21 protein-coding genes and 1 pseudogene are annotated in these 20,893 nt (G+C 64.8%); 10 read left to right on the top strand and 12 right to left on the bottom strand.

Going from position 1 to position 20,893, the window contains the following annotated elements; translation table 11 throughout:
• Window positions 1–43: 43 nt before the first annotated feature.
• Window positions 44–1,030 (top strand): tyrosine--tRNA ligase, encoded by a 987-nt coding sequence (locus EYW42_RS17315; protein ID WP_135536703.1) that lies wholly within the window; start codon window positions 44–46, stop codon window positions 1,028–1,030.
• Window positions 1,031–1,045: 15 nt separating this feature from the next.
• On the opposite strand, the gene EYW42_RS17310 is transcribed toward EYW42_RS17315, so the two are convergent.
• Together EYW42_RS17310 and EYW42_RS17305 are read right to left on the bottom strand one after the other, a co-directional pair.
• On the bottom strand, window positions 1,046–1,531 hold the full coding sequence (locus EYW42_RS17310; RefSeq protein WP_135536701.1) for a cupin domain-containing protein: 486 nt from the start codon (window positions 1,529–1,531) through the stop codon (window positions 1,046–1,048).
• Window positions 1,532–1,618: 87 nt separating this feature from the next.
• The gene (locus EYW42_RS17305; RefSeq protein WP_135536699.1) at window positions 1,619–1,807 is read right to left on the bottom strand and encodes a DUF7470 family protein; all 189 of its coding nucleotides are present in this window, start codon (window positions 1,805–1,807) and stop codon (window positions 1,619–1,621) included.
• Window positions 1,808–1,899: 92 nt separating this feature from the next.
• Here EYW42_RS17305 and eif1A point away from each other — a divergent pair, with 92 nt between their 5' ends.
• Both eif1A and rio1 read left to right on the top strand, forming a co-directional pair.
• Entirely contained in the window at window positions 1,900–2,184 is a 285-nt protein-coding gene (eif1A, locus tag EYW42_RS17300) for a translation initiation factor eIF-1A (RefSeq protein ID WP_135536696.1), read from the top strand.
• Window positions 2,185–2,245: 61 nt separating this feature from the next.
• Entirely contained in the window at window positions 2,246–3,106 is an 861-nt protein-coding gene (rio1, locus tag EYW42_RS17295) for a serine/threonine-protein kinase Rio1 (RefSeq protein ID WP_135536695.1), read from the top strand.
• A 157-nt stretch (window positions 3,107–3,263) separates the two neighbouring features.
• On the opposite strand, the gene EYW42_RS17290 is transcribed toward rio1, so the two are convergent.
• On the bottom strand, window positions 3,264–4,145 hold the full coding sequence (locus EYW42_RS17290; RefSeq protein WP_135536693.1) for an alpha/beta fold hydrolase: 882 nt from the start codon (window positions 4,143–4,145) through the stop codon (window positions 3,264–3,266).
• Between the two features lie 250 nt (window positions 4,146–4,395).
• Here EYW42_RS17290 and EYW42_RS17285 point away from each other — a divergent pair, with 250 nt between their 5' ends.
• From EYW42_RS17285 to leuS, 6 genes are all read left to right on the top strand, one after another.
• Entirely contained in the window at window positions 4,396–5,514 is a 1,119-nt protein-coding gene (locus EYW42_RS17285; RefSeq protein WP_135536691.1) for a tryptophan--tRNA ligase, read from the top strand.
• A gap of 73 nt (window positions 5,515–5,587) precedes the next feature.
• Window positions 5,588–6,268 (top strand): MBL fold metallo-hydrolase, encoded by a 681-nt coding sequence (locus EYW42_RS17280; RefSeq protein ID WP_135536689.1) that lies wholly within the window; start codon window positions 5,588–5,590, stop codon window positions 6,266–6,268.
• 83 nt (window positions 6,269–6,351) lie between these two features.
• The gene (locus EYW42_RS17275; RefSeq protein ID WP_135536688.1) at window positions 6,352–6,900 is read left to right on the top strand and encodes a KH domain-containing protein; all 549 of its coding nucleotides are present in this window, start codon (window positions 6,352–6,354) and stop codon (window positions 6,898–6,900) included.
• A 142-nt stretch (window positions 6,901–7,042) separates the two neighbouring features.
• The gene (gene thsA / locus EYW42_RS17270) at window positions 7,043–8,731 is read left to right on the top strand and encodes a thermosome subunit alpha (RefSeq protein WP_135536795.1); all 1,689 of its coding nucleotides are present in this window, start codon (window positions 7,043–7,045) and stop codon (window positions 8,729–8,731) included.
• 235 nt (window positions 8,732–8,966) lie between these two features.
• Window positions 8,967–9,953, top strand: a complete 987-nt coding sequence (locus EYW42_RS17265) for an ornithine cyclodeaminase family protein (protein ID WP_135536687.1) — start codon at window positions 8,967–8,969, stop codon at window positions 9,951–9,953.
• A gap of 265 nt (window positions 9,954–10,218) precedes the next feature.
• Window positions 10,219–12,882 carry a leucine--tRNA ligase gene (gene leuS / locus EYW42_RS17260; protein WP_135536686.1) on the top strand — a complete coding sequence of 888 codons (2,664 nt, stop codon included), beginning with the start codon at window positions 10,219–10,221 and terminating at the stop codon, window positions 12,880–12,882.
• 10 nt (window positions 12,883–12,892) lie between these two features.
• Here the strand turns inward: leuS and EYW42_RS17255 are convergent, their stop codons facing one another.
• Window positions 12,893–13,081 carry a hypothetical protein gene (locus EYW42_RS17255; protein ID WP_135536685.1) on the bottom strand — a complete coding sequence of 63 codons (189 nt, stop codon included), beginning with the start codon at window positions 13,079–13,081 and terminating at the stop codon, window positions 12,893–12,895.
• A gap of 48 nt (window positions 13,082–13,129) precedes the next feature.
• Window positions 13,130–13,561 (bottom strand): Hsp20/alpha crystallin family protein, encoded by a 432-nt coding sequence (locus EYW42_RS17250; RefSeq protein ID WP_135536684.1) that lies wholly within the window; start codon window positions 13,559–13,561, stop codon window positions 13,130–13,132.
• A gap of 127 nt (window positions 13,562–13,688) precedes the next feature.
• Here EYW42_RS17250 and EYW42_RS17245 point away from each other — a divergent pair, with 127 nt between their 5' ends.
• Window positions 13,689–14,099, top strand: a complete 411-nt coding sequence (locus EYW42_RS17245) for a hypothetical protein (protein ID WP_135536683.1) — start codon at window positions 13,689–13,691, stop codon at window positions 14,097–14,099.
• 185 nt (window positions 14,100–14,284) lie between these two features.
• Here the strand turns inward: EYW42_RS17245 and EYW42_RS17240 are convergent, their stop codons facing one another.
• The 7 genes and pseudogenes from EYW42_RS17240 to EYW42_RS17210 form a co-directional block, all read right to left on the bottom strand.
• On the bottom strand, window positions 14,285–14,734 hold the full coding sequence (locus tag EYW42_RS17240; RefSeq protein WP_135536682.1) for a peroxiredoxin: 450 nt from the start codon (window positions 14,732–14,734) through the stop codon (window positions 14,285–14,287).
• A gap of 71 nt (window positions 14,735–14,805) precedes the next feature.
• Window positions 14,806–15,657 (bottom strand): prephenate dehydratase, encoded by an 852-nt coding sequence (locus EYW42_RS17235; RefSeq protein ID WP_135536681.1) that lies wholly within the window; start codon window positions 15,655–15,657, stop codon window positions 14,806–14,808.
• Window positions 15,658–15,737: 80 nt separating this feature from the next.
• Window positions 15,738–16,508 carry a heptaprenylglyceryl phosphate synthase gene (locus EYW42_RS17230; RefSeq protein WP_135536680.1) on the bottom strand — a complete coding sequence of 257 codons (771 nt, stop codon included), beginning with the start codon at window positions 16,506–16,508 and terminating at the stop codon, window positions 15,738–15,740.
• A 146-nt stretch (window positions 16,509–16,654) separates the two neighbouring features.
• Window positions 16,655–16,789 (bottom strand): annotated as a pseudogene (locus tag EYW42_RS17225) (3-methyl-2-oxobutanoate hydroxymethyltransferase); the annotation flags it as partial.
• A gap of 184 nt (window positions 16,790–16,973) precedes the next feature.
• Window positions 16,974–17,717, bottom strand: coding sequence for a hypothetical protein (locus tag EYW42_RS17220; protein ID WP_135536679.1), 744 nt, complete (start codon window positions 17,715–17,717; stop codon window positions 16,974–16,976).
• Between the two features lie 191 nt (window positions 17,718–17,908).
• Window positions 17,909–19,360: a dihydrolipoyl dehydrogenase gene (gene lpdA, locus EYW42_RS17215; protein ID WP_135536678.1), complete on the bottom strand. Its 1,452-nt coding sequence runs from the start codon at window positions 19,358–19,360 to the stop codon at window positions 17,909–17,911.
• Window positions 19,360–20,886: a dihydrolipoamide acetyltransferase family protein gene (locus EYW42_RS17210; protein ID WP_135536676.1), complete on the bottom strand. Its 1,527-nt coding sequence runs from the start codon at window positions 20,884–20,886 to the stop codon at window positions 19,360–19,362. Before EYW42_RS17210 ends, lpdA begins: the two co-directional genes overlap by 1 nt.
• Window positions 20,887–20,893: the final 7 nt, after the last annotated feature.

The raw sequence follows: 20,893 nt of genomic DNA, 5'->3' as shown, positions 1-20,893 counted from the left end.
GAACACCGTAGCGTTGAAACCCTCGCTCGTCCACCCTCTCGGTATGGATACGTACGACCTGATCACCCGGAACGCGGCCGAGGTGGTCACCGAGGACGAGGTGGAGGAGATGGCCGAGAGCCCCGAGGTGAAGCGGGCATACGTCGGCTACGAACCCTCCGGCGTCCTCCACATCGGTCACATGTTAACCGCGAACAAACTCATCGACCTGCAGGAGGCCGGTTTCGACGTGACCGTCCTGCTCGCGGACGTCCACGCCTACCTCAACGACAAGGGGACGTTCGAGGAGATCCGCGATACGGCCGAGCGGATGCAACAGCAGTTCATCGCGTACGGCCTCGACGAGGACAAGACCGACTTCGTCTACGGTTCCACGTACCAGATGGACGAGGAGTACGAACTCGATCTGCACGCCATGCAGGTGGAGACGACGCTGAACCGCGCCCAGCGCGCGATGGCCGAGATCCAGAGCGGCGAGACGGCAAAGGTGAGCCACGTCGTCTACCCGCTGATGCAGGCGTTGGACATCGAATATCTCGATGTCGACCTCGCAGTGGGTGGGATAGACCAGCGGAAGGTCCACATGCTCGCCCGCGAGAACCTGCCGGAACTGGGCTACGACTCGCCGACCAGCCTGCACACGCCTATCCTCGCCGACCTGACGACGGGCGAGGGGAAGATGTCCAGCAGCGAGGGCGTCACCATCTCCATGGAGGACTCAGCCGACGACTTAGCGGAGAAGGTCAACTCGGCGTACTGCCCGCCGACGCGCGACCCGGAACCGGACGACGACGGCAACGAGCGGGAGAACCCGGTCCTTCAGATATTCGAGTACCACGTGTTCCCGCGGTTCGAGGAAGTCGTCGTCGAGCGCCCTGACCAGTACGGCGGCAACCTCGAGTACGGTGACTACGCAGCGCTCGCGGACGACCTGGAGAGCGGCGAACTCCACCCTGCGGACGCGAAGTCGGCGCTTGCCGACTACCTCGACCGCCTGATCGAACCGGGCCGCAAGCAACTGCAGTCCTGACCGACGGGCGCTCTGTTACTTCACGGTTAACTCCCCGTCGCACTCGGGACAGACCAGCGGTTCGCCGTCGGTTCCCGGAATCTGCATGTTGTCGTGTCCGCAGTCGGGGCAGGCGACGTTGCCGACGCCCGGGATTCGGGCGATGCGAACGTCCTCGGTTTCCCGCGGCGCGCCGAGCGCGAACGCCACCAGATCCTCGTCGCCCTCGTTCCCGCCGGTCTGGAACTCGCCGGTGGCGAACCGGACCGCCTCGTCCTCGCTGACGGTGACCTCGCCCTCCCTCGTTCGGAACGTCGCCTCTCCTTCGACGACGAGGAATATCTCCTCCTGGTCCATGTGCGCGTGGAGCGCGCCGCTGAACCGCTCGCCGGGTTCGAGGACGTAGCGCGCGACGGCCACGTCCCCGGCGTTCAGCGGCTCGGTGAGGCCGCGACGGTCGTGCGTCCGGTTCTCCGGATCGAACGTGCTCGGTTCCACGTCGTCGATCGAGACTTTCTCCATGGTCGCGGCTTCGACGGGCGGGATCAAAAACGTTCGCGGTGACGGGGACGTAAAAATAAGGGGGTGCGAAGCGGTTCTCCCGCAGTGTTACATCATCCCGCCCATGCCGAACGACGAGAGCAGGTTGCTGACGAGTGCTTTCACCGTGAGGACGAAGCCGAGCAGCATGAGCGCCAGTCCGGCAGCGATGATCTGACTCTCCCACGCGACGAGCGCTAACCCCGCAAGCACGACGACGATACCGACTATGCCGACAGCGCCGAGTTTCTTTATCATGGGTTCGAAGACGTGAGTCTACACTTAAAGGCCGGCGATGTATTGCGGCCGTCTCCCGCGCATTTAAAGGTCTGCCGTACCTTATCTCGCGTATGAGCGACAACCAGGGGCGCAAAGACCTTCGCATGCCTGACGAGGACGAGGTGTTCGCCACAGTGACGAACATGCTCGGCGCGAACCGAGTCAAAGTCCGCTGTGCGGACGGGACGGAACGGACGGCCCGTATCCCGGGCAAAATGCAAAAGCGGATCTGGATCCGCGAAGACGACGTCGTGCTGGTCGAACCGTGGGACTGGCAGGACGAGAAGGCGGACATCACCTGGCGCTACGAGAAACAGGAAGCTGACCAGCTCCGCGAAGAAGGACACATTCAGTAGCTCTTCTCATGGCGACGCCGTATCCCGACGACCGACTAGCGGGTGATCCGCCGGTGCGACGATGAACGACGAGTACGCACTGGTCGACCAGGAGAACGCAGACGGCCCCGGAGACGAGTGGGAAGAACTCGACGTTTCCGACACCGAGGCGGACGAGATCGCCCGTCAGCGCGACCGGGAGTTCGACGAGTTTCGCAAGAAGATCAAAAACAGCGAGCGATTCAAGGTCGAAGCGTCGGTGTTCGACGACGCCACGTTCGCCGCCCTGTACAAACTTGTTCAAGACGGCTACGTCGACGCACTGGGCGGCCCCGTCTCGACCGGCAAGGAGGCGAACGTCTACTCCGCGCTCGGTAGCGGCGGCGAAGTTGCGATCAAGGTGTACCGAATCAACGCCAGCGACTTCAAAGACATGCGGGAGTATCTCGTTGGCGACCCCCGCATCGAGGAACTCGGCGGCGACAAGAAACGGACCGTCCTCGCGTGGACGAAAAAGGAGTTCGCGAACCTCAAACGCGCCCAGAAGGCGGGCGTCCGCGTCCCGAACCCCATCGCCGTCCAGCGCAACGCCCTCGTCATGGAGTTCCTGGGCCACGACGGCGAACGCGCGAAGCGTCTCGCGGAGGTCGACGTCGAGAACCCCCAGACGGCATACGAGGTCGTCCGGGAGTACATCCGCCGCCTCTACGACGCCGGACTCGTCCACGGCGACCTCTCGGAGTACAACGTCGTCGTTTACGACGACCATCTCGTCGTCATCGACGTCGGGCAGGCGGTGACGATCCACCACCCCAACGCCGTCGATTTCCTCGAACGCGACTGCGAGAACGTCGCGAACTTCTTCTCGCGGCAAGGACTCCCGGTGTCCGGCGAGGACCTGCTCGCGTACGTGCAGGAACACTCCGAGCCTCGCGAAAACTGATCGAGTCTCCCGAAAACCGATACCGTCGAACGGACCGTCGTGACGAGATTCGACTCGGTGTCGACAGTCTTGGCCTCCGTCCGACGGTATAGTAAACGCCGATCCTATGTAGACCGTCGCCGACCCCATGTAGACCGTCGCCGAGCCCTCTCACCGATCAGTCGGAAAACCATTCGACTGCCGACTCCCGACTTTCGACCAGCGCCGACAGGTGGTCGTCGTTCGGGAGCCGAGTCAGTTTGGCGTCCGGAAGCCGTTCGGCGAGATGTGCCGCCGCCGCTGGCGGGGCGTTCGTATCTGCCTCGCCGTGCCAGAGACGGACCGGAGTGGCGACAGCGTCGATGTCGAACCCCCAGTCGCGGACGAACAGTCGACTCTCGCTAGCAGCGGCCGCGCTCCCCTGGCGATACGCCTCGCGGAGGTTGGCTTCGACGAGTGGACCGAACGGTCGCTCGGTTCGTTCCTCGAAGTCGGCGAGCGGCCGGTCGCTGAACTGCCCGACCAGCGACTCGGCGTCGGACCGCTCGACGGCGAACGCCTGTAGCCGGAACAGCACGCCAGTCAGTAGCGCCGACCGGCGAGCGACCGCGTCCAGCGTCTTGCTCGTCAGTCCCGCACCGTCGTTCGGCGCGGACGGCGGACCGACGGTGCTTACCAGCGCGACGCGGTCGACGCGCTCGGGGTGACGAGCGGCGACCGCGAGTGCGTGTGGACCGCCGCCGGAAAAGCCGAGGACGCCGAACTCGTCGACGCCGAGGCCGTCAGCGAGCGCAACGGCGTCGTCCGCCCAACCGCCGAGACTCCGGTTCGCTACCGGGTCGGACTGTCCGGTTCCGGGCCTGTCGGGGGCGATCAGCCGTACCCCGTTCGACTCCGCTATGTCCTCGAACGCGGCACCGAGGAGCCGGGACCCGGGCGTCCCGTGGTGGTATATCACCGGCACCCCGTCCGGGGAACCGTATTCGTCGTACGCGACCGTCCGCCCGTCCGGCAGATCGACTGTCCCGTCGGGGTCGTTCGCGTCCACGCTCGTCGTCATGCAGAGATGTCTCTGCCTTGACTACAATTGGATTTCGTTCGGGCGGCGTCCAAAACAGTGATGTACGGAACAGTACGTACTCCCGCTCGATGAGGTCCGCTCCCGTTCGCTGCTGGCGCTGGCACACCCCGGGAGCGGACAGTGTCGGCAGTTCGGTCGGCGCGGCGTAACCCGTCGCCCGGGCGGTCGACGCTCACTCGCTTTCTCTCGCGCACCGCTTTCGACCAGCCGCGACTCCGACCACGACTCTATGCCAGACGACACAGACTACGACAAGCTACTCGACGAGTTCGGCGCGGACGCACTGACAGACGACCAGATCGAACGGTTTCCGGACCCGCCTCACCCGCTCGTCCGCCGCGGCGTCTACTACGCCAAACGGGACCTCGATCCGTTCCTCGCGGCGGCCGAACGGGGTGACACCCACTCGATAGTGACGGGTGTCGGCCCTTCCGGACCGCTCCACCTCGGACACGTGGTCCCGCTGTACTTCGCGAAACACGTTCAGGACCGGACGGGCGCGCACGTGTACGTCCCCATCTCGGACGACGAGAAGTACTTCACGCGGGACCTCACGTTCGACGCGGTCCGCAAGCATCTCCGGGAGAACCTGCGCGACCTGCTCGCCGTCGGGTTCGACCCTGACCGGACGCGGATCGTGATCGACACGGCCGACGCCGACGCGCTGTACCCGCACGCGGCCTCGTTCGCGGGCGACATCACCCAGGCCACCGTCGACGCGACGTACGGCACCCCGGAGAACGTGGGGCAGTCGTTCTACCCGGCGATGCAGACTGCGCACCTGCTGTTACCCCAACTTGTCCACGGCGAACACCCCACGCTCGTTCCCATCGCCGTCGACCAGGATCCCCACGTCCGGGTGTGTCGCGACGTCGCCGCGAAAGCGAAGTACAAGGTCCGCAAACCCGGCGCTCTACTCTCGAAGTACCTGCCCGGACTGGGCGGACCGGGGAAGATGAGCAGTTCCGACGACGCGCCGTCGATACGGCTCACCGACGACCGCGAGACGGTCGAGCGGAAGATCAAGAAACACGCTTACTCGGGCGGACGGGAGAGCCTCGACGAACACCGAGAACGCGGGGGCGATCCGGACGTGGACGTTGCCTACCAGTACCTCTACTCCTTTTTCGAGGACGACGACGCCGAGGTGGTGCGCCTCGCCCGCGAGTACCGTTCCGGGGAGTTGCTCTCCGGGGAGATGAAGGCGCGCGCCATCGACCGCATCGCGGATTTCCTCGACGCGCATCAGCGCCGCCGCGAGGCGCTGGGTGACCTCCCCGAGGAACTCGAACTGTACCGGCTGACAGAGGACGAGCGCGAGCGGTTGCGCGCGGACCCGCTGGGGTAGGCGTCGACCGCACGAGGTATCGCGGTTCCCCGGCCGGGGAAACGATAATACGGCCCGCGTTCAACCGTCAGTAATGACAGTACAGTTACCAGACGGTCTCTGGCAGCTCGATTGTCAGACCCGGGATAAACCGAACGCGTACGTCGTCGATGACGGGGAAATCACGCTCGTCGATGCCGGATGGCCCGGCGACGAAGTGACCGTGAGAGACGGCCTCAGTGACGCCGGCTTTGAACCGTCGGACATCGACCGAGTCCTGTTGACTCATTACGATGCTGACCACGTGGGCACGCTCTCGAAACTGACGCCCGCTCTGGACGCACCAGTGTACGTCAACCGATTGGAGGTACCTTACGTCGCCGGTGTCCGGCTTCCACCTTGGACTGCCCGCTGCGGACTCGAAGCCCTCCATCGACTGTACTACCGACGCCTCACGCTCCCCGATCTCCCTATCCGTGCCGTCGAGGACGGCGATACGATCGGCGGCTTTCGGGCGTATCACGCGCCGGGACACACACCTGGTCACGTAGTCTACGTTCACGAAGAACTCTCCGCCTCGTTTTTGGGTGATCTCGCATACGGACTCGGAGACAGTCTCCGCCCCTCCGGCCGGATCACGAGCTACGACCATAAACAGGTCGAGGAAAGTATTCAGTCTCTCTCCGACCGGACCGGGAGCTTCGAATACGCCTGTCCCGGACACGGTCCCCCGCTTCGGGATGGTCACCACCGGCTGTCGAGTCTGGTCGAGTAACTCCGCGGGCGAATGTACACCGGTCCCGTTTCGGACTGCCCCCTTGCCGAACCCTTAAAACGGCACATCGCCTACACCCTCTCATGCAGCACGTGAAGATACCGCAGGACCGCATCGGCGTGCTCATCGGCGAGGGCGGTGAGACGATGCGAGAGATCGAGAACCGCGCCGAAGTACGCCTCGACATCGATTCGGAGAACGGCTCAGTGAGTATCGACAAGACGGGCGACCCGATCAGCGGACTGAAAGGGCCGGACATCGTCAGAGCCATCGGTCGCGGCTTCAAGCCGGAGGAAGCGCTGACGCTGCTGGACGACGAGATGATGATGTTCGACCTGATAGACATCAACTCCGCAGCCCGAAACAAGACCGACCTGAAGCGAAAGAAGGGGCGGCTCATCGGCGAGAACGGCCGGACCCGAGAACTGATGGAGGAACTCACCGGCGCGTCCGTCGTCATCTACGGGTCGACGCTGGGCGCTATCGGCACTCCCCAACAGGTCGAAATCGTCCGCGAGGCCGCGGAGATGATCTTAGAGGGCGCTCCCCACGGTTCCGTTTACTCCTTCCTCGAGCGCAAGCACAACGAACTCAAGCGCCAGGGTATGGAGTACCACCAGTTCACCGGATAGGCCGATCTCGGACATATAAACCCCGTCCTTGACACGGCGTAGCATGACGCACCGTGGCGGTCCCTTTGGTGGTTCTGTGTCCTCTTTCCGGTACTTTTATATAGAATCACATTCAACCTAAAGCTTGTATATGGCGCAGCAGATGGGCAATCAGCCGCTTATTGTACTTTCCGAGGACAGCCAGCGAACCTCCGGAAAGGACGCACAGTCGATGAACATCACCGCCGGGCAGGCGGTTTCCGAGTCCGTTCGGACCACACTCGGTCCGAAAGGCATGGACAAGATGCTCGTGGACTCCACGGGCGATGTCGTCGTCACGAACGACGGCGTCACCATCCTGAAAGAGATGGATATCGAGCACCCGGCGGCCAACATGATCGTCGAAGTCGCCGAGACCCAGGAGAACGAGGTCGGCGACGGCACCACGAGCGCCGTCGTCGTCTCCGGTGAACTCCTGAGTCAGGCGGAGGAACTCCTCGACCAGGACATCCACGCGACGACCCTGGCTCAGGGGTACCGCCAGGCCGCCGAGGAAGCGAAGAACATCCTCGAAGACATCGCCATCGATGTCGACGAGGACGACACCGACATCCTCACCCAGATCGCCTCCACGGCGATGACGGGCAAGGGTGCCGAGAACGCCCGCGAACTGCTCGCCGAACTCGTCGTCGACGCCGTCCGCTCGGTCGCCGACGACGACGACATCGACACGGACAACATCAAGGTCGAGAAGGTCGTCGGCGGTTCCATCGAGAACTCGGAACTCGTCGAGGGCGTCATCGTCGACAAGGAACGCGTCCACGAGAACATGCCCTACTTCGTCGAGGACGCGGACGTTGCGGTGCTCGACGACGCTCTCGAAGTCAAGGAAGCGGAGATCGACACCGAGGTCAACGTCACCGACCCCGACCAGCTTCAGCAGTTCCTCGACCAGGAAGAGGAGCAGCTCCAGGAGATGGTCGACCAGCTCGTCGACGTCGGAGCCGACGTCGTCTTCGCAGAGGACGGCATCGACGACATGGCCCAGCACTACCTGGCCCAGGAAGGCATTCTCGCGGTCCGTCGCGTGAAATCCAGCGACGCTGAGAAGCTCGCGCGCGCCACGGGCGCTCGCTCCGTCGCCAACCTCGACGACATCGAGGCCGACGACCTCGGCTTCGCCGGCAGCGTCGCCCAGAAGGACGTCGGCGGCGACCAGCGCATCTTTGTCGAGGACGTCGACGAGGCCAAGTCCGTCAGCCTCATCCTCCGCGGCGGCACCGAACACGTCGTCGACGAAGTCGAGCGCGCCATCGAGGACTCGCTCGGCGTCGTCCGCGTCACGCTCGAAGACGGGAAGGTTCTGCCCGGTGGCGGCGCACCCGAGACTGAACTCGCTCTGAAACTTCGCCAGTTCGCCGACAGCGTCGGCGGCCGCGAACAGCTCGCAGTCGAAGCGTTCGCAGACGCGCTGGAGATCAACCCGCGCACCCTCGCCGAGAACGCTGGTCTCGACCCCATCGACTCCCTCGTCGACCTGCGCAGCCAGCACGACGGCGGCAACACCGCCGCCGGTCTGGACGCCTACTCGGGCGACATCATCGACATGGAATCGGAGGGCGTCGTCGAGCCGCTCCGAGTCAAAACGCAGGCCATCGAGTCCGCCACCGAGGCGGCCGTGATGATCCTCCGAATCGACGACGTCATCGCGGCGGGCGACCTCTCCGGCGGTCAGGTCGACCCCGACGACGGCGGTGACGGCGGCGCAGGCGGCCCCGGCGGCGCGCCCGGCGGTATGGGCGGCGGCATGGGCGGCATGGGCGGTATGGGTGGCATGGGCGGCGCGATGTGAAGTCGGGCAACGCCTGATTTCACGGACGCCGTCGACCCCCCGGAACCCACGTCCGTCCGCGACCGCTCGGATGAATCACCGTACGGGAACGTGTGTTCTCGACTAACGCGTCGCGTTCGCCCGGCGGCGGTACGGTAGCCGGGCGACACGGTTCTCTTCGGATATTTTCGCTTTCGTTAGCCGATCTGTAGCCGTTCCGATTCACCTAAGTGAGCTACCGTGATAGTTGCAATATATGGACACGCTGCTGCTGAACAGCGATGCGGTCGACGAAAACGCGCGAATGGACGCTATAATCCGCTCCGTCGAAGAGGCGTTCGGAGCGTACCAGCGCGGTGACGTACAGATGCCGGCGAAGTCCTACATCGAACTCGAACGATACAACGGCGACTTCCGGTCGATGCCGGCGTACATGGACGCCGGCGACTGGGACGCTGCCGGGATCAAGTGGGTGAACGTCCACCCTGACAACCCGGCGGACCACGGCCTGCCGACCGTGATGGGGACGATGATCTACTCGGACCCCGAGACGGCCTACCCGCTTTCGGTGATGGACGGGACGACGCTGACGATGAAACGGACGGGCGCGGCCGCCGCGGTGGCGACCGACCACCTCGCCGTCGAGGACGCGACCACCCTCGGGATCGTCGGCGCGGGCGTCCAGTCCTACACGCAACTGACGGCTATCGCGGAGGTCCGTCCCATCGAGACGGTCGTCGTCGCCGACAAGGACTCCGACCGGATCGACGCCTTCCGCGACGAGTTCGGCGACCGCTTTACTGTCCGGGAAGGCTCTATCTCCGACGCCGCCGCCTGCGACGTGCTCTCGACGGTGACGCCCGTCCGAGACCCGATCGTCTCGCTCTCTGACCTGGGCGAACACACCCACGTCAACGCGATGGGCGCCGACGCAGAGGGCAAACACGAACTCAGCGACGAGATCCTCCTGTCGTCGAAACTCGTCATCGACGACCACGAACAGTGTACACACTCCGGCGAGATCAACGTCCCCTGGCACGATGGGACCCTCGGCGACGACGACCTCTACGGCGAGATCGGCGAGATCGTCGTCGGCGAGAAGGAGGGTCGCACCGCGGAGGACGGGGTAACCGTGTTCGACTCGACGGGCCTGGCTATCCAGGACGTCGCCGCCGCCCGCGTCGTCTACGAGGAGGCCACAGACGGCGACGAGGGCACGCCGTTCGACCTCGTGCAGGCGTAGACGTCGGCATCGAACCACGCCCCGCCGCGGACGGTTTTGCAGTTGCGTAGTAGTGCCGGAGGCTGCCGACCGACAGGCCCCGGACGAGACCAGTACGCGCAAGCAGCAGTACGAGCAGTGTCAGTGCACCGGAACGGGGTTTGATTTTCTTCGTCCGAACTCGCGTCGACCCGTCAGCGTCGGCTTCCGACGGCGTCCTCTATCCCGGCGCTGCTGTCGGATAGAAAGGTATAGGGAGTCGACCCGCCGAAACACGTACAAGCGAATGAGCGACGAGAGTTACGACCACGCGGCGATAGAGACACGCTGGCAGGAGGCGTGGGACGACGCGGCGGTGTACCGGACGCCGGACGACGTCGAAGACCCGACGTACGTCCTCGGCATGTACCCGTACCCCTCCGGGAAGCTTCACATGGGCCACGTCCGGAACTACACGATCACCGACGCGTACGCCCGCTACCGTCGGATGCAGGGCGACGACGTGTTGCATCCGATGGGGTGGGACGCGTTCGGCCTGCCGGCCGAAAACGCCGCCAAGGAGCGGGACACGAACCCCCGCGACTGGACGTTCGACTGCATCGACACGATGAAAGGGCAGATGAAGTCGATGGGGTTCGGCTACGACTGGGAGCGGGAGATAGCCACCTGCACGCCCGACTACTACAAGTGGAACCAGTGGTTTTTCACCCGGTTCTACGAGGAAGGACTCGTCGAGCGACGCGACGCCGACGTCAACTGGTGCCCGTCTTGCGAAACTGTCCTCGCGGACGAGCAGGTCGAAGGCGAGGAGGAACTCTGCTGGCGGTGCGACAACCCTGTCGAGCAGCGCGAACTGGACCAGTGGTTCCTGCAGATCACGGACTATTCGGACGAACTTGTCGACTACATCGACGAACTGGAGGGCTGGCCCGACTCCGTTCGGCAGATGCAGCGCAACTGGATCGGCCGCCAGTACGGGACCCGCCTGCCGTTCGACGTCACCGGACCTGACGGCCACGACCACGGCACCGTCGAGGCCTTTACCACCCGCGCCGACACCGTCTACGGGGCGACGTTTTTCGCGCTCGCGCCGGACCATCCCATCACAGAGGAACTGGTCGCGGAAGACGACGACGTCCACGAGTTCGTCCACCACGAGGCAGACCCCGACGGCGACGAACCGAACGGTGTCGAGACGGACCTCACCGCCACGAACCCCGTAACGGGCGAGGAGATCCCGGTCTACGTCGCCGACTTCGTCCTCTCTGACGTGGGGACCGGCGCGCTGATGGGCGTCCCCGGTCACGACGACCGCGACCACGAGTTCGCCTCGAAGATGGGCGTCGACATCGCGCCCGTCGTTGCGCCCGATACGGGCGAGGACGACGGGCCCGAAGCGCCCGACGTCTCCGAGTCGGCGTTCACCGACGACGGCGTCCTCGTCAACTCCGGGGAGTACTCCGGTCTGGACAGCGAGAGCGCCCGCGAGGCGATCACTGCGGACACCGCGGGAGCCGAGGAGGCGACCCAGTACCGCCTGCGCGACTGGGGCATCTCCCGGCAGCGCTACTGGGGCACGCCGATCCCCGTTATCCACTGCGACGACTGCGGCCCTGTGATGGTGCCCGAGGAAGACCTGCCGGTGGAGTTACCGGAGTTCATCAACACCACCGGCAACCCGCTCGACGAGGCCGAGGAGTGGAAACAGACGACCTGTCCCGACTGCGGCGCGGACGCGGTCCGCGAGACGGATACGATGGACACCTTCGTCGACTCCTCGTGGTACTTCCTGCGGTACGTCTCCCCGGACCTGCCGGACGCGCCGTTCGACCCCGCACGGACCAACGACTGGATGCCGGTCGACCAGTACGTCGGCGGCATCGAACACGCCGTGATGCATCTGCTTTACTCTCGCTTCTTCACGAAGGCACTCGCCGACTACGAGGGATTAGAACACCGCGAGCCCTTCACCAACCTGCTCGCGCAGGGGATGGTTCAGTTAGAGGGTGAGGCAATGTCGAAGTCGAAAGGGAACACGGTCTCGCCCCAGCGCATCGTCGAGGAGTACGGTGCCGACACCGCTCGCCTGTTCATGATGCAGGCGGCCCAGCCCGAACGCGACTTCGACTGGACCGAGGAGGGCGTCCGCTCGACGTACCGGTTCCTCGGCCGACTGAAAGACCTGGTGCAGTCGTTCGACCCCGACGCCGGCGGGTCGGGAGACGACCCGATAACCGACTACGTCGCCGATGAGATAGACGCCTCCGTCGCCGTCGCGACCGAGGAGTACGACGACCTGACGTTCAACGTCGCGCTCCGCGAGGCGCAGGAACTGGTCGGAACGCTGCGACAGTACCGCGACTACGCCGACCCTCACCCCGAGACGTTCGAGCGCGGACTGGCTGTCGCCGTCCGATTGCTGGCCCCGGTGACGCCGCACCTGGCCGAGGAACTGTACGACGAACTCGGCGGCGACGGGTTCGTCGCCGAGGCCGAGTGGCCGAGCGCTGACGTCGACCGAGAGACGGCCGAAAAGCGCCGGCAACTGGTGGAAAACACCCGCGAAGATGTCCGTCAGATCGTCGAGGTCGCGGGCATCGAAAACCCCGAGCGCATCGACATCGTCGTCACGCCCGAGTGGAAGTTCGACGCACTCGGCATCGCGGTCGAGAGCGACGCCGACAACCTCATCTCCGAACTGATGGGCGAGTCCCACATCCGCGAGCAGGGCGATGCGGCGGCCTCTTACGGGCAGGACCTGCAGGCAGAGCGTGAGGCGCTGTCGATGACGCTCGCTCCCGAGGACGAGTACGAGTCTCTCGTGGCCGCGGCGTGGCTCGTCGAGCGCGAGTTCGACGCCTCAGCCCGCGTCGTCCGCGCCGACGAGGCGGACGACGACGTCGCGAACACGGCCGAACCGGGCCGTCCCGCCATCGACATCGTGGAGTAACTCTCCCGCGTCACCGATATCTGATCGCCCAGGTGGTGGCCGTCCCGGCGAGAAATGCCGCGACGCCGGAGAGAACGGCCGTCACCGCGCGCGAAACCGGGTCCAGCGAAGCGCTGAACCAATCGAACACGGTTAGTATCACTGCGACCGCCAGGATCGATGCCCACTCCGTATCGGAGAACTTAGTGACACCCGACATACGTTCAGACTGACCTCTCCCGTACTAAATACTGGGCGTTCGAACCCGTCACTCGATATCGATCTGGCGTCCCTCGGTCGACCCCTCCCGCTTGGGGAGACTCACCGTCAGAACGCCGTTGGCGTACGAGGCCGAGACGGCGTCCTCGTCCACTTCCCCGGGCAGCGTTAGCGTTCGGCTGACCGACTTCTGGCGTCGCTCGCGGCGGTGGTACTGCATCCCGTCGCTTTCGCTCTCCTGTTCGTGCTCTCGTGCCGTGCTCGCCTCCAGTTTGAGGCGGTCACCCGCGACGGTGAGGTCTATCTCGTCGGTGCCGTACCCTGGCAGATCTGCGGTCACGACGAACTCCTCGTCGTCCTCCGCCACGTCAACCGCGATACCCTGTAACTCCGCCCCTGCGCCGCGGAGCAGTCCTTCCTCGGCCTGCCGACTCATCCGGTCTAGCATCTCCTGAACGTCGTCGAATGGATTGTGTTGCATGGTCCCCCTCGTGATTCAGTAGCACGCTAGCGGGCTTAAAGTTCGTCCCTGCGACGCCGCCCGGGAGATATTTTCCCGCTCTGAAGCCGAGAGAATGCTTTATCACGATCTGGGCGGTACTGTACGTATGAAACGCCGGTGGCTCACCGTACTCGGCTGTCTCATCGTCGCTGGCTGGACCGCCGTGGTTCTGGCGTTCGGATCGTTCCAGTCCCCCGACCCGCTGTTTCTGGTCGGCACAGTGCCGTTTCTGCTCGCGGGCGTCCTGTTCGCCCTCGCAGGAACGACCGAGAGCCTCGGCGGCATCGAGTGGTATCAGCTCTCCGGCCTCGGCGACGTACTGATAGGACTATCCATGTCCGCCCAGTTCCTGTGGACCGCGACGCGGAGCGGTAGCGTTCCCGGGGACGCGCTCGTCGTCGACGCGATCATGGCGGTCGGCGGCCTCTCGCTCGTGTTCATCGGGATCGACTGGATACGCGGCGGCAAGCACTTCGACCTCTCGACGTACGAGTCCGGGCCGATATTCGACGGGTGAAACTGACGGACGGAAGTCAGTGACGAATTTCGCGGGGACGTTCCCGCGAAATATCTGAAACAGTTACGTCCGACAGTATAAGCGCCGTCGGTGCCGGCCGGTCCAGAAGAACTACTGTAACTGTGTACCGCTCCGACCGCACGTACTCGTGCGGTCGATGCCGAAATGACTTACAGCAGTCCCTATCAGAGCGCCGCGAGACCGTCGTCCAGCAGGTCGCGGAGCACCTCGCGAGCGTGACCGTCCGGGGCCACGTCCTCGTAGACCGCGTACACCTCGCCGTCCGCGAGGACGAACGTCGTTCGGTCGGTTACCCCGCCGGTCCGGTCGACGTCGAACGCGTCGGCGACATCGCCGTCGGGGTCCGCTAATAGGTCGAAATCGAGCCCCTCGGCCTCGCAGAACGCGCGGTGGTCGTCGACGGTGTCAGTGGAGACGCCGTACACCGTGATTCCGGCGTCGCGATAGCTCTCCAGTTCGGCCTGGAACTGCCGGGCTTCGGTCGTACAGCCGGGTGTGGCGTCTTTCGGATAGAAGTAAAGCACCGTCGGAGCGTCGCCGTCGATGCGGACCGTTCCGTCGTCTTGGTTGCGGGCGGCGATCTTGGGCGCGTCGTCGCCGGGCGCGAGTGTCATACGCCGTCTTCGGCCCGGAGTGGAAAAGGCCCTCCGCCCGAGCGTCGGCGGTGGGTCTCCGTCCGACAGTATCAGTAGAGGACGTGTTCGCTGTCGTAGGAGCCGAGGCGGCGGACCCAGCCGTTCTCGGCGATGTCTTCGATGACTTCCAGAGCGTCCTGCGTGCGGTCCTCGTACAGACCGGCGGCGATGTCGATGTGGAAGACGTAGTCCCCGAGACGCTCGCCGCTGGGTCGGGATTCGGCGCGCGTGAGGTTGATGTCCCGCTCCGCGAACGGTTCGAGCAGTTCGAGCAGGAGACCGGGGTAGTTCGCGTTGGGATAGACGATGATCGACGTTTTGCCGCCGGCCGGCGAGCGGTCGCCCACCGGCGCGAGGACGAAAAACCGCGTGGCGTTAGAGGTGCGGTCCTGGATGTCTTCGGCGAGGACCTGCAGTTCGCCTGCTGCGTCATCAGACCGCGACTGACTGCTCGCGGAACTCGGTCCCGCGGCGTTTTCCGGGTGGCCGATAGCGGCAACAGCGGCGTCCTCGCGAGCGCGCTGGACGCCGCGAGCGGTGCTGGCGACGGCCTCTAGCTTCGCTGACGGGTACTCCGCTTCCAGATAGTCCCGACACTGTGCCAGCGCCTGCGAGTGGCTGGCGACGACGGAGAACTCCGTTTCCTGGGCGAGGAGTGCGTGTCGGATCGGCGTGACTATCTCCTTTACGACGGCGATGTCGTGGGCGGCGAGCGCGTCTAACGTCTCCGTGACGCTGCCCTCGATGCTGTTCTCGATGGGGACGATACCGCGGGGATACGTCCCGTCCGCCACCGCCTCGACGATTCCGGCGACCGACTCACGGAACTCCACCACGTCGGCGACGGCGCTGGCCGCGCGGTGCGAGTAGGTCCCCTCGGGTCCGAGCGTAACTGCCTTCATCGCTCGGTGTATCGCCCGTCACCGTCAAAAGGACTCTGATGTGACCGGGACGCCGGTTCATGCCAGAGGCTGGTCTTGTCTCACGAGCGCGAGGGTATCGTCTCCAGGAACCGCTCGGGGTCCTCGTGGAAGCAGTCTCCGACCACGATGGCGTCGGCACCGGCGTCTATGATCTCGTCCGCTCGCTGTTTCCTGTCGATACCACCGCCGTAGAGAAACACCGTGTCGTCGAGATACGTCGCCGCCGCCTCCACGTCGGCGGGACCGCCGTAGGTGCCGGAGTATTCGAGATAGAAGACGGGAAACCCGTAGAAGGATTCGGTCGCCAGTGCGGCCCCCGCTACCTGCTCACTCGAATAGGCCGCGTCGACGCCCGACACCGCCGCTGCCGTCGATTCCAGGTTCTGGATCACGTACCCCTCGCCGATGATCTTGTTGGCCATCCGTGAGACGACGTCGAGACCTTTCGACGCGATCAGGTCCCCGAGAACGGGCAGACCGGTCCCGAAGATCTCGTCCGGTTTGCTTCCGACCTCCGTGAAGAGGTCGACGTGCTTTTCGACGAAATGTTCCTTGTCGCCGTTGTACACCGCGGGTATCGCGACGAAGTCCGCTTCCTCGACCGTGTCCGTGGAGACGTGACTCGAACTGTACGGCTCCTGTAACACCGGTTTCTCCGGGAACCGCCGCTTGATCGCCCGGATCGTATCGAGCGTGTTCTCCGCAGTGACGCCGTCCGACCCTCCGACTAACACCGCGTCCGTGCGATCGAGGACGTCGATATCGGGCGGAAGTTCCTTTGCCGGGTCCGCTTTCGTGACGTGAGTGATATCGCTCCAGTTCAGGTTCATATACGCCGAGACAGACAAGAGCAGTAAATAGCTGTTTTTCTTCCAGCGATGCCGATCGCTGGAGAGGCCTGTGACGGCCCGTCCCGACCGAATCACTCGGATTCGCCGACCGGGTCGTACACGTTCTCCATCGCGGGGAACTCCCGGATTTCGACCTCGTACCCCAGATGGTTGTGTCCCGCCGAGTCCCCGACGAGGATCATGTCGACGCCGCCCGCGTCGACCTGTCGCGCGATGGGCGCGTCGTACGCCGTCAACATCGTCAGCGGTTCGCCGCTCTCGTACTTCTCACGAACTCCCGTATCGAAACCCGCGACAGATAGTAGTCACTGAAAGTCACTGCACACCTGATCGCACGACGGCGATGCGATCAGCGTGAGGTCCGTTTCAGTGACTACTATCGTTCGACCAGACGCACGAACGCACCGTAACTCTGTAGTTTGGCCGATAGCAGTCTGATCTCCCCTACTCGCCGCATCCGCCCGCCGAGATCGTGACCGTCTCGGAGAGAGAGAGCGCGATCCGCTCGGGGTCGTCACGCGGGCCCGAAAGCGCCGTCCAGTTCTCGACCGTCCCGTCGTAGAACTCGCCGTACAGCGCCGCGTCCTCGTTGAACGCTGGCGCGATCGTGATGGAGAAGCCGTCGCCGAGGCCGGAGTACGCGCCCCCGTCGGTACGTCTCTCGTCCCACGTCCAGTCGATCCGGTGAGTTTCGCCCTCGGTGGTCCAGTTGTCGTAGTTGTTTGTGTCGTTGTACTGGTCGTCTTGGACAGTCCACTCCCCGCTATCCGACAGACCGGTGATGGTGAACGTGGCCGCGCCGCCGGCAGACGTGGTGTTGTTCGCCCCGTGGATACTCACCAGACTGAGAGTTCCGTTGGGGTCTTCGTACAGGAACAGCGTACTCGAATTCGGCTCCTGAAGGTCGTTCGTTCCGTCCGATCTGTACGAGGCGTTGGTATCGTTCCCTGTCGTATCGGGACTCCCGTAGTCGTAGAACTCCGCAACCGATCCGTTACCAGCGATCGGCGTAACCGTGTAACACTCGCCGCCCTGCTCGACGGAGTACGGTTCGTCCTCCTGTGCCGCGACGGTCCCGACCGTCATCGACAGCGCGGCAGCAATAACCACGAGTACGGTGATGACCCGCGTCGCTGTCTGCCGATCCGCGCTTTCGGACGATCCGTACAGTAGAGCCCTTATTTGCATGCAGTCCCGCTTGCCCGACTGTCCCTATTGTAATGATTGGAGTAGCGGGTCCGTGACGAAGCAAAACCGTCCCTATTCGCGGACAAGTGTAGGTTACTGAACTGCTCGCGAGAAGCGAACGGTCAGCGCGGCGTCCGTCGTTCAGGCGTCGGCCCCGCTCGGACCGGCCGACAGGAGTACCGGAAGCCGCGCTATCGGTTCAGCGTGTGGATCGCCTGTCCTAGCGCGTTCTCGCAGGCCTCCATCACGGCCTCCGCGAGCGTCGGATGGGTGTGAATAGTCGCGGCAACGTCCTCCAACGTCGCACCCATCTCGACCGCGAGAGCGAGTTCGGCGACCAGTTCCGAGGCCTCCGGGCCCGCTATCTGCGCGCCGAGGATGAAGCCGCTCTCCTCGTCGGCAACGACGCGGACGAACCCCTCGCTGTCGCCTGTCGTCAGGGCGCGGCCGCTTGCACGGAACGGGAACTCGCCGACGACGGGGTCGAAGCCGTCCGCTTCGGCCTCTTCCTCGGTGAGACCGACGGTGGCGATCTCCGGGTCGGTAAACACCGCGGCGGGGACGGCCTGGTAATCGAGCGCGGCCGGTTCCCCGGCGATGACCTCCGCGGCGACTTCGCCCTCCTTGCTCCCCTTGTGGGCGAGCATCGGTTCGCCGGCGACGTCGCCGACGGCGAAGATGTGGTCTTTCTCGGTCCGGGCGCGGTCGTCCGTCTCGATGAAGCCGTTGTCGTTCGTCTCGATGCCCGCTGCTTCTAGGTTGAGCGTGTCCGTCACCGGCTGGCGGCCGACGGCGACGAGTACGTTGTCGGCGTCGAACGTCTCCGCCGCGCCGCCGTCGGCTTCCGCGGCGACTTCCTCCTCCATCGCTTCCGTCGAAACGCGGATGCCGTCGTCGGTTCCCTCCCACCCGGTCGCCGTCCGGCCGAAGTGGAAGTCGATGCCGAGTTCTTCTGCGCGCTTTTTCACGGGCCGAGTGAGGTCCGATTCGTAGGCCGGAAGCACGGAATCAAGCATCTCGACGACGGTGACGTCAGTGCCGAGTTTCGCGAAGACGGTCGAGAGTTCCATGCCGATGTAGCCCGCACCGATGACGACCAGGCGTTCGGGGACCGAGTCGAGAGCGAGCGCCTGCCGCGAGTCCAGCACCGGTTCGTCGTCGAACGAGAAGCCCGGAATCTCGATGGGGCGCGACCCCGTCGCGATGATCGCGTGCTCGAACTCGACGGATTCGCTCCCCTGTCCCTCGCCGGAGTGACCGACGCGGACGCTGTTCTCGTCGGCGAACTCCGCCTGCCCCTCGATGAGGTTGACGCCGTTTGCCTTGTTCAGTTTCTCGACGCCGCCGGTCAACTGGTCGACCACGCTGTCTTTCCACTCGACCATCTGGGCCATGTCGACCGCGGGGTCGGCGTGGATCCCCATCTCCTCGGCGTTGCCCGCCTCGTGGGCCACGTCGGCGGCGGTTATCATCGCCTTCGAGGGGATACAGCCGTGGTTGAGGCAGGTCCCGCCGTAGGCGTTCTTCTCGACGAGCGTCACGTCGAGGTCTAACTGGCCAGCGCGGATAGCGGCGGTGTACCCGCCGGGCCCCGCGCCGATGACCAGCACGTCCGTTCCAGTTGCGATGTCTCCAACGACCATTATTCTAGTAGCAGTAGCTCCGGGTCCTTCAGGTATTCCTTCACGCGATTCGTAAAGCGGGCGGCGTCCGCCCCGTCGACGAGTCGGTGGTCGACCGACAGCGACAGCGGTAGCGTGTGTCGCGCGACGACCTCTCCGTCCTCGACAACCGGACGCTCTTCGATGGCTCCCAGCGCGAGGATACCGGCCTCGGGGTAGTTGATGATCGGCGTTGCGTATTCGCCGCCGATGCCGCCGACGTTCGTGACCGTGAACGTCCCGCCCTGCATCTCCTCACGGGCGATAGAGCGGTCGCGGGCCTTCTGGACCAGTTCGTTCATCTCGGAGGCTATCTGGAGCAGGCCCTTGTGGTCGACGTCGTCGACGACGGGGACCATCAGTCCCGCGTCCGTCGCCGCGGCGACGCCGATGTTGTAGTAGTTCTTCTCGACTATCTCCTCGTTCTCCTCGTCGAGGCTGGAGTTCACCATCGGGAAGTCCTTCAGCGCCGCCGTGACCGCCTTCATGATGAGCGGCATGTAGGTGAGCTGAATGCCGCGTTCCTCGGCGCGTCCCTTGAGCCGCTCGCGGATCTCGACGAGGTTAGTCACCTCGACCGAGTCGTGGTGGGTGATATGCGGCGCGGAGTATTTCGAGCGCTCCATCTGGTCCCCGATGGACTTGCGAATGCCGCGATACGGCGTGCGCTCTTCCCGTTCCGCGGGCTCCTCCCGAAGACCGAGCGCTTCGGTGTCGGCCTTCTGGGCCTCCTGCTGGGCCTGGGCGTACTCGCGGACCGCCTCGGGCGTGACGAACGGTTCGCCGTCCCGTTTTTCGGTCGCCGGCACCGCATTCAGGTCCACGCCCTCCTCGTCCGCGAGACGGCGCGTGGCGGGCGCGGCGAGCGTCTTCTCCCTGTCGGCAGATTCGACCTGCTGCGGGGCTCCGCCGGCGGTCGAGCCGCTACTGGTCGCTCCGGCGCTTTCGGCGGATGCCTCGGCCGCGGATGCGGACTCGCTCGCTTCCGCGGTCGCGGTCTCCGGTTCGGATCCGCCGCTGTCGGCGGCGGCGCGTACGTCATGTTCCGAGATGCGACCGCTCGGGCCGCTGCCGTCGACTTCGGCGATGTCGACGCCGAGTTCTCGGGCCAGACGGCGTGCGCTCGGTGCGGCGAACACACGGCCTTCGGGCGTTTCGGCCGATTCGCCCGCCGTCTCCGTCCCCTCGTCGCCGGCGGGTTCGGCGTCGGCTCCGTCGGCCTCGGCCGCGTCCGCGGCCTCTCGCTCGGTCGTCTCCTCGACCGGTTCGCCCTCGACGTTGAAGGTGATGATCACGTTTCCGACGGGGACCATCTCCCCCTCGTCCGCCCGGATCTGCCGGACGGTCCCGTCTACGGGGGCCGGGACCTCTACGACGGCCTTGTCGGTCTCGACCTCGGCGACCGGTTGGTCCTCTTCGACGGTGTCGCCTTCCTCGACTAACCACTGTACTATTTCGCCTTCGCTGACGCCCTCTCCGACGTCCGGAAGCTTGAATTCGCGTACCATGTTGGGT

It is taken from the genome of Halostella pelagica (genome assembly GCF_004762015.1).
In the GTDB taxonomy this organism is placed as follows: Archaea; Halobacteriota; Halobacteria; order Halobacteriales; family Natronoarchaeaceae; genus Halostella; species Halostella pelagica.
This window is presented reverse-complemented; position numbering and strand designations above follow the sequence as displayed.

Bases quoted from the DNA above. Each gene is read 5' to 3' on its own strand.
- EYW42_RS17240 (WP_135536682.1), bottom strand. From the start codon at position 14,734: ATGACACTCGCGCCCGGCGACGACGCGCCCAAGATCGCCGCCCGCAAC.
- EYW42_RS17220 (WP_135536679.1), bottom strand. From the start codon at position 17,717: ATGCAAATAAGGGCTCTACTGTACGGATCGTCCGAAAGCGCGGATCGG.
- EYW42_RS17255 (WP_135536685.1), bottom strand. From the start codon at position 13,081: ATGTCGGGTGTCACTAAGTTCTCCGATACGGAGTGGGCATCGATCCTG.
- lpdA (WP_135536678.1), bottom strand. From the start codon at position 19,360: ATGGTCGTTGGAGACATCGCAACTGGAACGGACGTGCTGGTCATCGGC.
- EYW42_RS17305 (WP_135536699.1), bottom strand. From the start codon at position 1,807: ATGATAAAGAAACTCGGCGCTGTCGGCATAGTCGGTATCGTCGTCGTG.
- EYW42_RS17275 (WP_135536688.1), top strand. From the start codon at position 6,352: ATGCAGCACGTGAAGATACCGCAGGACCGCATCGGCGTGCTCATCGGC.
- EYW42_RS17285 (WP_135536691.1), top strand. From the start codon at position 4,396: ATGCCAGACGACACAGACTACGACAAGCTACTCGACGAGTTCGGCGCG.
- leuS (WP_135536686.1), top strand. From the start codon at position 10,219: ATGAGCGACGAGAGTTACGACCACGCGGCGATAGAGACACGCTGGCAG.
- EYW42_RS17250 (WP_135536684.1), bottom strand. From the start codon at position 13,561: ATGCAACACAATCCATTCGACGACGTTCAGGAGATGCTAGACCGGATG.
- rio1 (WP_135536695.1), top strand. From the start codon at position 2,246: ATGAACGACGAGTACGCACTGGTCGACCAGGAGAACGCAGACGGCCCC.
- EYW42_RS17210 (WP_135536676.1), bottom strand. From the start codon at position 20,886: ATGGTACGCGAATTCAAGCTTCCGGACGTCGGAGAGGGCGTCAGCGAA.
- EYW42_RS17265 (WP_135536687.1), top strand. From the start codon at position 8,967: ATGGACACGCTGCTGCTGAACAGCGATGCGGTCGACGAAAACGCGCGA.
- EYW42_RS17290 (WP_135536693.1), bottom strand. From the start codon at position 4,145: ATGACGACGAGCGTGGACGCGAACGACCCCGACGGGACAGTCGATCTG.
- EYW42_RS17315 (WP_135536703.1), top strand. From the start codon at position 44: ATGGATACGTACGACCTGATCACCCGGAACGCGGCCGAGGTGGTCACC.
- thsA (WP_135536795.1), top strand. From the start codon at position 7,043: ATGGGCAATCAGCCGCTTATTGTACTTTCCGAGGACAGCCAGCGAACC.
- EYW42_RS17235 (WP_135536681.1), bottom strand. From the start codon at position 15,657: ATGAAGGCAGTTACGCTCGGACCCGAGGGGACCTACTCGCACCGCGCG.
- EYW42_RS17280 (WP_135536689.1), top strand. From the start codon at position 5,588: ATGACAGTACAGTTACCAGACGGTCTCTGGCAGCTCGATTGTCAGACC.
- EYW42_RS17230 (WP_135536680.1), bottom strand. From the start codon at position 16,508: ATGAACCTGAACTGGAGCGATATCACTCACGTCACGAAAGCGGACCCG.
- EYW42_RS17310 (WP_135536701.1), bottom strand. From the start codon at position 1,531: ATGGAGAAAGTCTCGATCGACGACGTGGAACCGAGCACGTTCGATCCG.
- EYW42_RS17245 (WP_135536683.1), top strand. From the start codon at position 13,689: ATGAAACGCCGGTGGCTCACCGTACTCGGCTGTCTCATCGTCGCTGGC.
- eif1A (WP_135536696.1), top strand. From the start codon at position 1,900: ATGAGCGACAACCAGGGGCGCAAAGACCTTCGCATGCCTGACGAGGAC.